General features: G+C 44.0%; 10 protein-coding genes. 4 read left to right on the top strand and 6 right to left on the bottom strand.

The genetic code is table 11. The features are described 5' to 3' along the window. Positions 1-53: 53 nt before the first annotated feature. Both G9Q97_RS08125 and G9Q97_RS08120 read right to left on the bottom strand, forming a co-directional pair. Positions 54-2,345: a xanthine dehydrogenase family protein molybdopterin-binding subunit gene (locus tag G9Q97_RS08125; RefSeq protein WP_166145397.1), complete on the bottom strand. Its 2,292-nt coding sequence runs from the start codon at positions 2,343-2,345 to the stop codon at positions 54-56. Between the two features lie 23 nt (positions 2,346-2,368). Further along, positions 2,369-2,824 carry a (2Fe-2S)-binding protein gene (locus tag G9Q97_RS08120; RefSeq protein ID WP_166145394.1) on the bottom strand — a complete coding sequence of 152 codons (456 nt, stop codon included), beginning with the start codon at positions 2,822-2,824 and terminating at the stop codon, positions 2,369-2,371. Between the two features lie 183 nt (positions 2,825-3,007). Here G9Q97_RS08120 and G9Q97_RS08115 point away from each other — a divergent pair, with 183 nt between their 5' ends. From G9Q97_RS08115 to G9Q97_RS08105, 3 genes are all read left to right on the top strand, one after another. Further along, a complete protein-coding gene (locus tag G9Q97_RS08115; RefSeq protein ID WP_166145391.1) occupies positions 3,008-3,382 on the top strand; it encodes a BlaI/MecI/CopY family transcriptional regulator in 375 nt (124 codons plus the stop codon). After that, positions 3,379-4,620, top strand: a complete 1,242-nt coding sequence (locus tag G9Q97_RS08110) for a M56 family metallopeptidase (RefSeq protein WP_166145388.1) — start codon at positions 3,379-3,381, stop codon at positions 4,618-4,620. The genes G9Q97_RS08115 and G9Q97_RS08110 overlap by 4 nt, the downstream gene beginning before the upstream one ends. A 471-nt stretch (positions 4,621-5,091) precedes the next feature. Continuing rightward, positions 5,092-7,488, top strand: coding sequence for a PAS domain S-box protein (locus tag G9Q97_RS08105; protein WP_166145385.1), 2,397 nt, complete (start codon positions 5,092-5,094; stop codon positions 7,486-7,488). 131 nt (positions 7,489-7,619) lie between these two features. On the opposite strand, the gene G9Q97_RS08100 is transcribed toward G9Q97_RS08105, so the two are convergent. Further along, entirely contained in the window at positions 7,620-8,300 is a 681-nt protein-coding gene (locus tag G9Q97_RS08100; RefSeq protein WP_166145382.1) for a porin family protein, read from the bottom strand. Positions 8,301-8,556: 256 nt separating this feature from the next. Next, positions 8,557-8,841, bottom strand: a complete 285-nt coding sequence (locus G9Q97_RS08095) for a GNAT family N-acetyltransferase (protein WP_166145379.1) — start codon at positions 8,839-8,841, stop codon at positions 8,557-8,559. A gap of 422 nt (positions 8,842-9,263) precedes the next feature. On the opposite strand from G9Q97_RS08095, the gene G9Q97_RS25205 reads away from it, so the two are divergent. Beyond that, positions 9,264-9,398, top strand: coding sequence for a hypothetical protein (locus G9Q97_RS25205; RefSeq protein ID WP_262889469.1), 135 nt, complete (start codon positions 9,264-9,266; stop codon positions 9,396-9,398). Positions 9,399-9,549: 151 nt separating this feature from the next. On the opposite strand, the gene G9Q97_RS08090 is transcribed toward G9Q97_RS25205, so the two are convergent. Both G9Q97_RS08090 and G9Q97_RS08085 read right to left on the bottom strand, forming a co-directional pair. Continuing rightward, entirely contained in the window at positions 9,550-14,331 is a 4,782-nt protein-coding gene (locus tag G9Q97_RS08090) for a T9SS type A sorting domain-containing protein (RefSeq protein ID WP_166145376.1), read from the bottom strand. Positions 14,332-14,335: 4 nt separating this feature from the next. Continuing rightward, positions 14,336-15,331, bottom strand: a complete 996-nt coding sequence (locus tag G9Q97_RS08085; RefSeq protein WP_166145373.1) for a hypothetical protein — start codon at positions 15,329-15,331, stop codon at positions 14,336-14,338. Positions 15,332-15,564 lie beyond the last annotated feature (233 nt).

Raw genomic sequence — 15,564 nt, 5'->3', positions numbered from 1 at the left:
TAAACTTCATCCATAACCCACCGCCGCTGACAGGACTTCGCAGCAATCGGTTATCAAACAAAAGCTTCCTTCACCGGCAATTCATAAATCCTTTTTCCATTTAGTTTGTACAATGCATTGCACAAAGCTGGAATGTAGGGAGGCACCGGTGGTTCTCCCACTCCGGTAGGTTTCTCCTGACTTTCTATGATATGGGTATAAATCTGTTTGGGTGCCTGAGGCATGCGAATGATTTGGTAGCTGTCAAAATTATTTTGTTTGACCTGCCCATTCTCAAAATTGATGGCCGACGACATCGCAAGGCTGCTGGCAAATTGCGCCCCTCCTTCGAATTGGGATCGAATGCGATCGGTATTTACCGCTATGCCACAATCCACTGCATAATGCACCTCCGGAATGGTGATTTTACCATTTTCATCCCTGGATACTTCTACAATACAAGCCACATAAGTCAAAAAACTTTTATGTGCCGCAAAGCCCATTGCTTTCCCATCCTGAATGGATTTTGACCAATTGGCTTCTGCAGAGACCCTTTCGATTACCCTCTTCATCCTTGCGGTATCCCAGGGATAGGCCGTGATGTCCTCTCCATAATTCGGATATTCACCCTCCATTTCTTCATTGAAGCTAAGCTGCCGGTCCTCTCCCAAAAGAGACAGGATATGTTCCACTGGATCCATTCCCCGGACCTCGGCTATTTCATCCAGCATGCTGCTGATGGCAAAAGCATGGTGTATATTGCTCACTGAGCGAAGCCATCCAATACGGGTATGTGCTTTGGCCTCATGAGATTCAATCCGGATATTCGCCACATCGTAGGGGAAATCCGTACAGCCCAAACCCATTTCTCCATCGGAGGGGTGCAATTCATCGGCACTTGAGGTACCTCCGATAGCAGGAAAAACTGTGTGGTGATTCCAGGCTATCAAGTTGCCCTGTGCATCTAATCCTGCCTTTATTCGCTGGGCACTATGGGAATGGTAAAAATCATGGTGGATATCATCTTCCCGGGTCCACTGCACACGTACGGGTTTTTTGATGGCCCTGGATAGCAATGCCGCCTCCACCACATAATCCGGCTTTGATTTTCTGCCAAAACCTCCGCCCAATAAGGTCACATTCACCCTGACATTGGCCGCATCCAGCTCCAATGCCTCTGCCACTGAATCCCTGGCCCATTGTGGGTGCTGGGTCGGGGCCCAGATTTCAACGGTGCCATCCTCCTTGTAATGGGCCAGTGCAGCGGGTGGTTCGATGGTAGCATGGGCATAATAGGGTGCCTGGTAGGTTTTTTCCAAGACCTTTCCAGCGCTTCCTAAAGCTGTTTTTACATCACCTTTCTCCCTTCTCAGTTTTCCATCCCCCAGTGTTTCCCGGATCATGTCTTCCATTTGGGCGGCGCATTGGTAATCCTTGTTCTCCCCAAGGTCCCATTCTACCTGCAGGGCGGCTCTTCCCTTTATGGCTGCCCAGGTATTATCCGCTATCACCGCAATGCCTTCCAGAGGCTTATTTAATCCCGGATGGGCACCATTTCCCGAAATTTTTATCACCTGCTTGACTCCGGGTACTTCGAGTGCTTTATCTTCAGCATAATTTATCACTTTTGCTCCAACTACTGGACTCCGTTGAATCACCGCTATTTGCTGGCCGGGCAGGTCCATGTCCGCACCGAAGAGGGCCTTGCCATGGACAATGTCTTTTACATCATATATGGGAACATCCTTCCCAATTAGTTTGTAATCGCTGAGTTTACGAAGCTTCAAAGTTTCCTGATCGGGAATTTCCATGTCCTGCAGCAGGTCAAGCAGGTCTGAAAAATCAACTTGCTGACCACTTGCTGCATGGATCACTTGCCCATTCCGGGTATCACAGCCTGAGGGATCTACATCCCACTTTTTGCCCGCTGCTTCCATCAGCATGTGCCTGGCCGTTGCTCCCGCTCTTCTCATGGGTTCGAAAAACATGCGTATAGAATAGGATCCATCGGTGTTTTGGTCTCCGTAGGTCGCTTCATCACCAACGGCTTGCTCAATTTTAACCGATTTCCAATCAGCTCCGAGCTCATCGGCAACAATCATTGGTAGCGAAGTCCGTATACCGGTACCCATCTCGGAGCGATGGGCAATGATGGTCACCAGGTTATCCCCATTGATGCTCAGGTAAGCATTGGGAGCAAAAGTCAGGGTTTCACCCTTGGGACCTGAGCACTGAAAGTTGACTCCCAACATAAATCCGCCAGTGGCCAGTGAGCCTATCTTCAGGAATTCCCTCCTGGAAGGACGGAAAACTTCACTCTTATTGGTAAATTTTTTGAAAGGCAGGAAGGATAGTTTTGGTATCATGAGCATGTTGGAAAAGCGTGAAATCAGGATTTGGATGCGGTCTGTATGGCGGTTTTAATGCGGTTATAGGTCCCACACCGACAAAGGTTGCCAGCCATTGCGGTTTCTATTTCGGCTTCAGAAGGACTGGGGTTATTCTGAAGCAATGCAGCGGCATTCATGATTTGCCCCGTCTGACAATAGCCACATTGAGGAACGACATGTTCCTGCCAGGCTTTTTGAAGGGGATGCTCCCCATTGGCAGATAAGCCCTCTATGGTGGTAAGCTTTTGTTCTCCCACTTCGGAAATGGGCAAACTACAGGATCGGATGGCTACCCCGTCCAAATGTACGGTGCAGGCACCACAGAGGGCCTGTCCGCAACCGAATTTGGTCCCTTTAAGAGAGAGCAGGTCCCTGATCACCCACAACAGGGGCATGTCTCCGGGAGCTGTTACTTCATGGGTTTCTCCATTGACGGCAAGTGTAAACTTTTCCATAGTATTTAGTTTTTCAAATGACAATTTCAATATAATAAAATATTGTAAAATCATTGGCAATAGGGTGCTGATTTTTTAAGCATGTACTAAAGGAGAATGTAGAACAAATCAGAATCTACGTACTTTTCGTATATATACGATATTTTCGTAGGAAAACTAATAATCTTTTCTTACCTTGCTTGTATGGAACAATTAACCAACAACGAAGAGCAGGTCATGGCCATTATCTGGGAAATGGAAAAGGCCCTCATCAGGGAAGTCCTTAAGCGTTTTCCTGAACCCAAACCTCCTTACACAACCCTGGCATCCGTCATCAAACAACTTGAAAAAAAGGGTTTTCTGGATCACATCACTTATGGAAATACCCATCAGTACTTTCCTCTGATCAGCAAAAAGGCGTACCGAAACAAAAGTTTTAACCAAATGGTAAAAAACTATTTTGATGGTTCAGCACAAAATGTTTTGTCCTTTATGGTAAAGGAGAAGAAGCTTTCCGATCAGGAATTAAAAGAATTGGAGAAGATGGTTGAAAATTTTAAAAATGAGAAAAAATCATGAATCAGGTTTTAAACTATTTGTGGGAAGCCAGCCTTAGCCTTGGTGCCTTATGGTTTTTTTATTGGCTGCTTCTGGATGGAAATACATTTTTCGACTGGAACCGGGCATTTTTGCTGCTGGCAATTATCGCCTCCCTGGCTTTTCCAGCCATTGAATTTCCGGCTAATGTGGCCGGTAGCCAGCTGGCAGCAAGTTACGGTTTTCAGTTTCCCATTTTGGAATTTACTGATCAGAAAACTCTATCAACAGAACAGGAATGGATTTCACTTCCCCAATTTCTTTTTGGGGTTTACCTTATAGGGCTTATCTTTTTTCTCTGTCGGTTGATTTGGGGAATGGTTGTTTTGTACAGGCAGATCAGCAAGGCCAGGCAGGCTTTCTGGGGGCCTTTCATCCTGCTGGAACATCCGGATTTCCAACCGGCTTCTTTTTTCCGGTATATCTTCTTACCGGCCAAAGGGGGTAATGAAGTAGACCGGGAGTGGATAATTGCCCATGAGGCTGCGCATGGCAACCAGCTCCACAGTTGGGATATCCTACTTGTCCAACTGTTAAAAATCGTACTCTGGTTCAATCCTTTTGTAAGGCTGTTTGAAAAAGCTTTGCGGGAGGTACATGAATACCAGGTAGACGAGAAAATCATAGCCCATCATTCAAAAAAAACTTATGCCCAATTGCTATTAAAATTACTCAGGCCTACACAGACCTGTGCGCTTATCCATAATTTCAATCAATTTCAAATCAAAAAAAGAATTAAAATGATGAATCAACCAAAAACCAGATCGCTTGCCAGGAGCAAGTATGCTTTGTCCATCCCGCTATTTGGGGTATTATTTGTCCTTTTTGCCTGCGAATACCAGGAAGAGATGATGGAGCAAAACGACAAAGACGACAACAAAATCACCGAAAGACTGATGCAGGGAGATGTTTTCGATGTAGTAGAGGATATGCCTGTACCAAATGGGGGTATGGAAGGATGGAACCAGTACCTGATGGAAAACCTGACCTATCCCGAATCCGCCAAAAAAGAGGGCGTAGAAGGAACCGTTTATGCCAGTTTTGTGGTCAATCAGGAAGGAGTCGTCAGGGATGTAGAACTTTTGAGAGGCGTAGATGACCGGCTGAACCAGGCTGCTCTTGAAGTGATCCGCAATTCACCTGACTGGGAACCCGGCAAACAGAAAGGGAAAGAAGTAACCGTCAAGATGCGCGTTCCAATTAAGTTTAAAATTAATTAGAATAATTCAGGATTGTTTGTTGTTAATCGCTCCCTGACCGGCAAGGAAATTGGAACCTACTGGTCAGGGATTTTTTCTATTTTCCCCTGTAACGGCGTAATTTCAGGAAAAATCCCTCATCCAGATGCCTGGAAAAGGGCGCTTGATAGGGGGAAAGCCGAGGGAATGCCTGACTAGACGGGATTTCCATGGCCTTTCCTTCAACCTAAAACTATCAAAAAGGGCTCTCAATAACGGTTTAATCCCTATTTTAGAAGCACATCAACCCTACTCAGGTTTTTATCTACAGCCTTAAGGTTTCATCATTTTCTTTGGTCTTCCCGCAGCATTTATATACCAAACCTGAAAATTTAATTTTGTCTTGATCATTCGGTTTTCAAAAATTTTATCCTAAATTGAATGATTATGGTTTGGTTTTTGGTCCTTATTTAATTTAATAATAATTATTGAATTTTCACTGTATTTTTTGGCATGAAAAAAGTGGCTTTTGATAAGCTCAAAGAGGAAAAGCGGTTTGCGGTATTGCAATCCTACGACATTCTTGATACCTCACCAGAACCCGAGTTTGATACCATTACGGAATTGGCATCACAGGTAAGCGGAGCAGCTGTTTCCTCTCTCTCTTTTTTGGGAAGTAATGGGCTGTTTTATAAATCAGTTTTCGGGTTCGGTATAAAAGATTTTGAAGAGACCAGGCCACCTTGTCTACATGCAGGAAACAAGGCGGGCAAACCCATAGTAATATCAGATATTCAAGTCCGGCAGGAAGCCTCCCGGCAGCTGGGGGTACCGGAAAAAACCCGGTACCGGTTTTTTGCTGGTTTTCCATTGATTTCTCCCAACGGATTCCAGTTGGGAGCGCTATGCGTGCTGGATCAAAGTCCATCCCAGCTTTCTCAGGGGCAAGTACGGTCCCTAAAGCTATTGGCAACACAGGTCATTTCTCTGCTGGAGAGTAGAAAAAAGCAAAAGGTCATTCAGCAAAGTTACCGGCTCCAAAAGGAAATGGAACAACAACGAGCTCAGGAACGGCTGAACAATGAAGCCTTGATCAACACCACTTCTGATGATATCTGGAGTATTGACACCAATTACCAGTTTATAACCTTTAATGATGCATTTTCAAGAAAAATAGAAGCCATAATAGGAGAGAAACTTCGCCCTGGCATCTCTGCCCTTTTTCCTGGAAAAATTCCGGAAGACATGCACCAGAAATTCAAGGGCTTTTTTGAGCGGGCCCTTTCCGGGGAATCCTTCACTGAGGAATATTGCAGGCCGGAAAAAATGGAAACCGGTTTACTGGTGTGGATAGAATTGAGTGGCCATCCCATCTTTCGGGATGGAATAATCACAGGAGCAGCCTTTTTTGCCAAAACCATTACGGATAGAAAAAAGGCGGAGATCAAATTGAAGGAGTCGGAGGCCAACTACCGGATGCTTTTCGACCATAGTCCACTGCCCAAGATTTTGTTGGACATGGACACCATGGAAATTATGGAGGTCAACCGCTCCACATTGGACAAATTTGGCTACCGAAAAAAAGAAATGCTGGGAAGCAAAATGGGCCTCCTGATGCAGGAAGAAGAAATAGGTTTCTTTTTTGATTCCATTCAACAACTCAAAGGGACAAGAAAGGAGGTCAAACTGGAAAATATCGTCCAGAAAAAGAAGAATGGTGAACTGATACAGGGCGAACTCATGGTTCATGAATTGGTATTTGAGGGAAGAAACTGCCTGTTGGCCATCTTAAATGACCGTACAGAGGAGTTGCAATCCATATCGGTCAAATCGCAGATGGCCAATATCATGGAGAACAGCCTGAATGAAATATATATTTTTGACACCAAAAGCCTGAGTTTTTGTTATGCGAACAGGGGGGCCTTGCTCAATATGGGCTATAGCCTGCAGGAATTAAAAGGCCTGACTCCCTATCAAATCAAACCTGAATTTGATGAACCACAGTTTAGGTCCTTCGTTGCGCCATTACTGAATGATGAAAGAGAAAAGTTGGTATTCGTGACTGTCCATGAACGAAAAAACGGAACCCGTTACCCTGTCGAAGTCCATTTGCAGAAAATGCGCTATGAAGGACAACCTGCATTTGTGGCCATCATCATAGACATTACCGCAGCAAAAAAGGCAGAACAGGATCTTAAAGCGCTGAATCAGCTGTTAGAAAATAGCAACCAGGAACTGGAACAGTTTGCCTCCATCACTGCACATGACCTGCAGGAGCCGCTTCGCATGGTCTCCGCATTTACTTCATTGCTAAAACGGAAATATGCCCATCAGCTGGATGAAAAAGCACAACAATACATTCATTTTGCCATGGATGGTTCAATCCGTATGCAGCGCATGATTGAAGATATCCTGAACTACTCCAGGGCGGGGATGGAGAAGAAAAAAGTGGAAACTTTCCACGCTGCTGAGATCTTGAAAAATGTGGTCAATGACTTGCAAAAGCGGATAGAAAAGACGAACGCCACGGTGCTGCTTCCTGATCAGGATGTGTTGATTCATGCCAATCCAAATGATATTTACCGCTTGTTTTTAAATTTAATAAACAATGGGCTCAAATTTATTCCGGAAAATAAGGCTCCCCGAATACAAATTAAATTCCGGCAGGATGCCAGACTGTATCATTTTACGGTAGAAGACAATGGTATCGGTATTGCAGCGGAACACCTTAAATTATTGTTCAATCCCTTTAAAAGATTACACAGCAAAAAGTCCTTTGAGGGAACAGGTTTGGGATTGGCTACCTGCAAGAAAATAGTAAATCAATATGGTGGGTCAATTTGGGCAACCTCACAACCCGGAGAAGGAAGTCAGTTTCATTTTACCCTGCCCAAAAAACCTATTGACTAAGATTTTACCTTTTGATGGTTGGGTTAAAAACAATTTCCTGAAACAAAGAATAGTAGTTTCCCAAAGAAATTGGGCAAAAAAAACCCTACTTCTTTCCGGAAGCAAGGCTTGTGGTGATCATTAATATACCTTTAAAAGCCAAAGCCCAGATAAACCTGAACAACAGCATTTTTAGAATTATCCGTCAGGTTTCCGGCGAGGCCTTCCTTACCCACATTCCTCAGGCCATAATTGTACCTGGCGCCTACATTTACTGCCTTGATATCAAACCCGGCTCCAATTACTAAACCATAGTCTATTTTGTTAAAGTCTTTTGTATCCAATTCCCTAACCTGGGTTGGGCTTGTTTCTGAAGATTTCCAATCTTTTACATTGGCAGAAAGTAAATAAGCCAAATAAGGGCCGGCATGAACATTTAAAGGGCCCAGATTCACCGCCAAAGCAACGGGAACCTGTACATAATTCAGGTTAAACCTGATTTCTCCCGTTTCAATTCCAAATACATTTTCAAAATCCGATCCGCCATAGGATACTTTTGAACCCGTATTGGTGTATAAGACCTCTGGTTGTAAAGCTACATAGTTGTTGATGGGAATTTTACTGAATAAACCAAAATGAATCCCCATTTTCATACTTTCATTTTCTACATTAGGTTGATCGACGTAAAGCTGTGACAGATTAAGGCCACCTTTTATGCCGATTTTTGGCCCTGGGTTATTGGATTGTGCAAAGGCAAAGTTAATTCCGGAAAATAGGCCAAGCATGACCATTATCGTTACAGTAAATATTTGCGCACTAAAGGGCTTTTTCATAGTAGTTTTAAATTATGATAGTTATATATTTTATATACATATCAAATTTAATGCTAAATAAATTAAATATATTATAAAAAATTATATTTTTATTATATATTTTACTTATAAAATATTAGCCCTACCCCAAAGGGTATTTCCCCGCAAAAATCAGGTATTTATTTGAGACTAGCGGAAGAAATATATTGATGAAAATAAAAAATTTCACCAGCCACTGTTATTGTAGCCATTCCTAATCCATCCAAACTAAAAAGTCCTACTTTGAGAGCACATCCCTGATTTCCGGGTTCTTTTCAAAAACCGATTTTGCAAAAGGGCAAAGAGGCAATATTTTTAATTGATTGGCCCTGGCAAATTCCACTGCCCTAAAAACCAAAGCCTCACCAACTCCCTTACCTCTGAGTGATGCCGAGATTTCGGTATGGTCAATAATGAGCAATTTGTCCCCTGCTCTGGAATAGGTCATTTCGGCACTTATCTGACCTTCACTTTCGATAAAGAAGGAACCTTTTGTTGATTTTGTCTGATGTTGGATATCCATACTATACTTTCATTTAACAAATTAACAGCCCCCAATGTCAATTCAAGTTTTTTAATTTTATATCCCTTAGGAGAACAATTCAGGTAAATGGACGGCATTGCCAATAACACATTTCAAATTGAAATATAAATAAAAATGAGGCTTTGTTGCCAGATGGTATCCAGGTAAATCCTACGGCTGTAAGCAAAGAAAAGCTGGCTGAAATAGCCTGGTCCATAATGGAGTCTTCTTATTTTCATAATCTAGAACGCATGGCCGGAAAATTTTGCCAAGCCAGGGCTTCATGAAAAGGAACGGATGATTATAAGGAATTGGCAGTTGCCGCCGTAGAAGGAAGGATTGGAACTTTACTCCTAGAAGCAGATCGCATCATTGCCGCGCGTATCACCAACTTAGTTACGGGTAATACCCAGAAAAAGGACATGGACAACCCCAAAGTCGATGACCTCCTGGATGATATGGGTGAGCTGGTAATGCAAATGGGCGGCAAGGTTGTGGTCATGCCCCCTGAATATATGCCGACGGACACGGGTCTGGCCGGGATTTACAGGTATTAAAGGTTGCATTACTAGCTTTCAAATTAGCCAGATAGATTAACTACCTACAGCGTTTCGTTGATATCATTCCTGGCGTAAACAAAAGGAATTACTAAAATTAAAACATGTTTAGCCGGATCTTACAGGAAATGATTCGGCTTTTTTTGTCAAATTATTTGCTGATAATCAAGCGATAGGCTTGAGTAAAAGTTCCTGCCTGCATCTGTATGACATACATACCAGATGCTTCCATCCGAAGATCTGATCTCAACTGGTAGCTACCCGCACCCAGTTCTCGGTCAATCAATACCCGTTCGGACCTTCCAGAGACGCCAAAAAGTTCGATTCGAACCTTTATCCTTTCAGGAATGGCAAACTTAAAGAAAATAACTCCCTCTGATGGGTTAGGATACAGGTTGCCGAAGGAATAATTTTCCGGATTGCGGCTATCAGTCGATTCCAGGCTGGTAACCATATCTACTTCGAAAATACCCGTTTCAGTCCAATCCCCATCCCCGGAAACATTCGACGCCATCACCCTCCAGTAATAGGGTTTCTTCGCTTCTACTTGTCCGGTTGTCATGGTGGTATCGCTAAGGGTTTCTTCGATCAATATATCCTCAAATAAGGAATCAGCAGCGATTTGCAACGTATAGGAGTCTGCTTCATCAGCGGTCATCCAGATAAATTTATCTGCAGATACCACATATTCCAATGGTGAAACCAGGCGGGTCATTCCAGGCAATTCCGGAACGTAAGTAACTGCTTCAGTCGTATCGGTTTTTATTTCATGATTGCCGGTGTGATCGGTAGCGACACTATAGAAGGCGTAGGTATGACCCATGTCTCCGGTGAAGGCGGCCTCTTGCAGCGAGGTAGCTATCAACCAGGGCTCGAAATCACCTGCGTCTTCCCGTACAAAGATATCATAGGTACCGATTCCGCCTCCCTCATCAGAACCGATCCACTGAACGGTAAATTCCGGACCCGACCGTACCGGCAAGGCCATTACATTACTTTCCGGAGCTACCTGATCGATGGTATTGGTGTAAGGACCATACGGAGGTGCCGGTCCCCAGGGACCTACTCCATCAAAATTCACATGCGCCTGATTTTGGAAGGTACTGTTGTGGCCCAGGCTATCCAACCCTTCCACGGTAAACATCACCCAGCCGATATTGTATCCGGTCGAGTCTATAGGTGGGAGGTAGCCCGCTGTGGGATCCTCGGGTAGCTCCATGGTTTCCGGATCCAGAGAGCGGTGCACCCAATAAATTTCCCGAGTTTCCGGATTTACCGTTCCTTCTACATTCACCAGCAATTCCTTTTCCGGCCGCATATCCACAGTGACATTAAAATACTGTCCACCTTCGATCGGCACTTTCCAGCCCAGAAAACCAATCTCGGTAAAGTTCACTGTGCCGATATCAAAATTGGTTTCCAGGGTATCGCGGATAAATACTTCCGCCGCCGGTGCAGTCGCATCCTCTTTGTTCCAGTAATCGATCTTGTATTCAAAAAGCTGTCCTTGCGGAATAAAACGTTTTCTATTGGCCAGGTCACCATCGGTCTCCTGGTCAAAACCGGTAGGCCCGTATTTGTCTTCGGGGGTGACGGAAGAGATCCCTTGAATAAATTTTAACGCGTTACTTAGCTCTTGCTGGCAACCATATCCAATGCCAATTCCTGATTCGAACCCTGATCCAATTGAATTGAATACGTTATTTTGAAATTTTTCACCGGCATCCATTAAATCTTTAGCTATGGAAATCTCAAATAAACGTCCTTTTATCCTGTCATCTAATTGTTTCCTCCGTACCGTCATCCTGTACAAAGCATTGGTACTGACTTTTCCAATGGCTTTACCTGTTAATTTTAATGCCAACCCAGAAGGGGTGATGGGAGTGGTTAATACCGCATTGGCACAATTAAGACCCGAATGGAAGATGTTGGAATACAGATCATGTTGAAAAAACACCTTCTTTGTGGTATTCCAAATTCCAGTTCCTCTGTTTCTGGAAATCGGATCCCAAATATTGTTTTTTAGGGTACTTGTAGATTTGGAAATACAATCCCCCCATCCACCAAAAAAGAAATCCATTACCCCGTCTTTGACCTGGTTTATAATTTTATCCCGATTTTCTTTGGTATACATCGCCAGTAAGGTGCCAAAAGACTTACCAAGTTCCTGTGAACATTCTTTTGAAATTGGAGAATTGGCCAATTCATTAATTTTTTCGAATATTAATCCATAACTTGATTTGATGGCATCAGCGATAAGGTCATTTCTCCGGGTATTGGGGCTTTGAGATTCCAATTCGTTTACCACTTCAAATAACGAGTCCAGTTCATAAACCATTTGGATGTATTCTCCCAACCCCTCGTTTGACAATGCATCCAGCTTTTCTTCAAATAGCTCATCCACGGCTACCTGCAATTCGAAATCCTGCATTTTTGAAAGATAAATACTCATTTCTATATCTATTGATTCCCCAGCAGGTAAATTATTTACAAACAGGGGAACGACCATTTCCTCTTCAATAATTTCGAATTGAGATAAAGAGTCCCGTGGATAGATGCTCTCGTCAATGGTGCTGATTTCGGAATCAAAACGGATTTTAGCTGCTGCCGGAATACCTGAAACAAACAGGGAAAGAAAGTTTTTATCCACATTTCCGAGATTGGTGAGTCGTACTACAAATTTTTGGTAGCGTCCGATTCTAAACTGATCCCTGGCAATCAATTCCACTTTAACTTCCTGCTTTACCTCCTGCTTTATTATTAGGGGTTGCTCATGAAATTGGATAGGTGCTCCGTAAATGCCCAGCAAATATTCCCCAGCTGGCAATTGGCCAAAATCCTGATGGGCTACCAGTCGGTTACCTGATTGGAAGACCGTATGCATGCCATAGTAGGTTGAATCCACCATGTTCATCAAAACAATTGAATCCTGTTCGCTGAAACCACGGCCTGACAGTTCAATAGTGTTCTTTCCCCTGCCCATTTCGTATTGAGATAAGGCTTCAATAGAACGATTTTCCACATCAATTCCTTTGGCACTACTTACTCCCGCATAAATCAGGTAATCCCTTACCTGGTTTCCATTTTCGGTTTTTTGCAACACTGCCGAATCCTTGTACCGTATATAATATCTACCGGCATCCGGGGATAAAATATGCCCCTTGATGGCATAGCCGGCTCCCATATTGCTGAATGACCAGGATTCAATGGGTTCGGATAGACTTTCCTGAAACACCTCGATGGTGCTCCATAATCCGTAGCCCTCCGTCTCAAAAAACAAGGTATCCACATTAGCATCAATATCCACATATTTCCAGTCATACCCGTAGGGCCTTAGAATTTCTCCTGTGGCCCATTCGTTTAGAGGAAGCCAGTCTGGTGCAAAAGATACCTTTACCTTGCCGGTAATTGGCCTGGAGGTGATATTGGGAACCTCTATTGAATAGAGTGTTGATAAGGGCTTTTTTAATTCAAGGTCAAAATCCGGACTGCCCTGGGCTTTTCCGACCAGCTCCTCGCCCAAATAAAGCGACAATTCTCCCCGCCAGGTACCTGAGTATCCAATACGATCGGCTTTTTTCATAGTGACCAGCAACTTTTCAGATTCAGGAATCAGGACGGATTCCCGAAAAGTGCTGTCAGGAGCCAGTTCAAACTCCACCCATTGGTCGTAGGGAATGGTCCCGCCTTCAAGCAAAGTAAAAGATGTGCCCAAACTGAGGGTGTCCCCGGAGGATTCGTTGGCGACCTGCACGGTGTAGGCGCCCAACGGCATCTGTGAAAAATCAAATACAGCCCGCAGCCGCATCGTATCTGCCCTGACCATTGAGACCGGAAAATAAGTGTTTCCTCCTTCGTCTTCCAGCATTACCTGCGGCAGGGAATCCAATCCAAAGCCTGTGATGGTCAGGTTGGCTTCTTTTTGTTGGATGCTACCGGTATTGGGAAAAACATCCAGCAAGCCCGGTACCTCAATCACCTGGCTAAGTGTGTCCTGATTGCAAATATTGGCTGCCACCAGAGAGACGGGGTACCTTCCGGGCCCCTCAAATTCAAAAAAGTGGTCTTTTTCCTCAACAATTTCCTCTCCGATGATCCACTGAAAGGTGTCTGCTGAAGTTGAGGTATTGCTGAGGTCTATCCGTCCTTCACCGATGGCAAATTCAAATCCGGCTTTCGCCGGCTCTCCGTCGCAAATATTCACAGGCCTTGTTTCCACCAGACTACGTGCACCGCTTTCATTTACAGCGTAAATGGACATCTGGTACTGGTTGTTTTCAGACGGAAGGAATGAAAGGTCGGCCTGAAAATCCAAATCCACCGTGGTGGCAGGTTCAGGGATCAAATATTGCCGGAGCCCGGAAACGTATTCCCCGGAAGTCAAATAATATTCCAATCGGGTAATCCTGGCCAGGCCTGGTGTACCCGGCTGAAGATAAAAAATACGTTTGGTGGTATGCGACCACCTTCCCTGATTGTCCAGGGCTCTGATGTAAAGCTGATGAAAACCAAAATCCAAATTCCTATCCGATAAGTCTCCGGTAAGATCAAGCGCTATAGTGGATTGGTTTTCTACATTTATGGGGGTCCCATTCCCAAAACCGGGGTCGGCATCTATAAAATATTCCAGACTTTGCAGATGTAGGTTTGCCGCGGGGATGGGATCGATAAAAAAAATCCGGGAGCTGGTCATCGACCAGTTACCTTGTTCGTCCCTCACCCGGATAAACAGTTGATGCATACCGGATTCCAATTCATTGGTTGACAAGGTAAATGCGGTCGAAATCCGGTCGGCCTGTGTAATATCAAGTGGAATGGCAGCTCCAAATCCAGGGTCGGCATTGAAAAAATATTCCATCCGCTGTATTTCTTGCGCATCAGCGAGCAAGGCATACAAAAAGCTAAAAAATAAAGCCAAATAGCGTTTTGACATGCCCTTAGGGGTTGGATTTTACCTTGATCTGAATACCCACACCGGTCTCCAGATTACCACTGTCATCCACCCGTAGATCATATACCAGAGGAATCGGCGGTAATCCGGACAAGCGATAGCCGGAACCGCCACCAAATGCACCGGCATCCACACCATCAAATCCGGCTGCTCTGGCCGGTGAATTTTGTGCCAATTGATATTGCCCGTCCGTACTGCCAGCCTCCACAAAAACGCTGTTGGCATCTATCGCCATATTTCCATTCTCATTTCCTAGCTGACCGCCTGCTGCCAGGTTATTTTGCAAACTACCCGAGGTAATCGTGACAGTGGCGTTTGCATTTGTAATAATATTGTTACGGAAGGAGGCAGCACTAATCGTGATATTATTTCCGGTAAAGATATTGTTTTCACAAATCGAGAAGCTACCGCTTCGCGTATTAAACGTTCCTCCAATAAAGAGATTGTTGCGGACCACTACATCACTGAAAACGGTACTTGAAGTATAGCCACCAACGTCACCAAGCATATAATTCTGAAACACGCGGATACCGGTCTGATCAGTGATGGTCACCCCACCCCTCATGTAACAACGCTGAATGGTGATATTGTTGGTAGCAACAAAAATCCCGCTGCTGCTGGTATAATCAAACACCACTCCCATTACCAGAGAACCCTCGGAACCGGGATTAAATCTAATGCTGGGAATAGTCGCTTCTTCTGCCCGGGCCTGGGTTTCCGGATTTTCGGTTAGAAAATATCCGGGACCTATGATGATTAACCTTTTGGTGCAGGTGAAATTATTATACCTAACGGGCGATCCCTCCAGGTGGATGGTATCTCCCGGCAAAACGTCGGCATCATCGTTTAGCGGTGCCAGCTGGGAAAAAATGCGTTGGGTTTTGTCTGTCTCAAATTGGTTGTTTACCCTCCAAATACCTGCCTTCACATAACTGCCACTAACTATTAAAAACAAAGGAACTAAAAACCAGTATTTATTCATATTAAAATAATTTAATTGTCTTTCAATTATAGAAATGAAACTCAAAATGCCATAATGGCAATATGGATTTTAAACCGGAAATACTCCAATACACCAAACTAAAAGAAGGATAATTATTCCTACGCTGTAATCAACGTGCTTGATAAATGCTGTATAAAAATATTATTATAATATTTGAATTACAAATTTTTTTATGCAAAATTCATTTTAGGACACAGATTTATTGATCCAGC

Origin of the sequence: Cyclobacterium plantarum, assembly GCF_011290685.1 — a bacterium.
GTDB lineage: Bacteria > Bacteroidota > Bacteroidia > Cytophagales > Cyclobacteriaceae > Cyclobacterium > Cyclobacterium plantarum.
Note: the sequence above shows the minus strand (reverse complement) of the source record. Positions and strands in the feature narration are given on the sequence as shown.

What these genes read in the sequence shown, in the direction of transcription:
- G9Q97_RS08125 (WP_166145397.1), bottom strand. Translation starts at nt 2,345, where the DNA reads ATGATACCAAAACTATCCTTCCTGCCTTTCAAAAAATTTACCAATAAG.
- G9Q97_RS08120 (WP_166145394.1), bottom strand. Translation starts at nt 2,824, where the DNA reads ATGGAAAAGTTTACACTTGCCGTCAATGGAGAAACCCATGAAGTAACA.
- G9Q97_RS08115 (WP_166145391.1), top strand. Translation starts at nt 3,008, where the DNA reads ATGGAACAATTAACCAACAACGAAGAGCAGGTCATGGCCATTATCTGG.
- G9Q97_RS08110 (WP_166145388.1), top strand. Translation starts at nt 3,379, where the DNA reads ATGAATCAGGTTTTAAACTATTTGTGGGAAGCCAGCCTTAGCCTTGGT.
- G9Q97_RS08105 (WP_166145385.1), top strand. Translation starts at nt 5,092, where the DNA reads ATGAAAAAAGTGGCTTTTGATAAGCTCAAAGAGGAAAAGCGGTTTGCG.
- G9Q97_RS08100 (WP_166145382.1), bottom strand. Translation starts at nt 8,300, where the DNA reads ATGAAAAAGCCCTTTAGTGCGCAAATATTTACTGTAACGATAATGGTC.
- G9Q97_RS08095 (WP_166145379.1), bottom strand. Translation starts at nt 8,841, where the DNA reads ATGGATATCCAACATCAGACAAAATCAACAAAAGGTTCCTTCTTTATC.
- G9Q97_RS25205 (WP_262889469.1), top strand. Translation starts at nt 9,264, where the DNA reads ATGGACAACCCCAAAGTCGATGACCTCCTGGATGATATGGGTGAGCTG.
- G9Q97_RS08090 (WP_166145376.1), bottom strand. Translation starts at nt 14,331, where the DNA reads ATGTCAAAACGCTATTTGGCTTTATTTTTTAGCTTTTTGTATGCCTTG.
- G9Q97_RS08085 (WP_166145373.1), bottom strand. Translation starts at nt 15,331, where the DNA reads ATGAATAAATACTGGTTTTTAGTTCCTTTGTTTTTAATAGTTAGTGGC.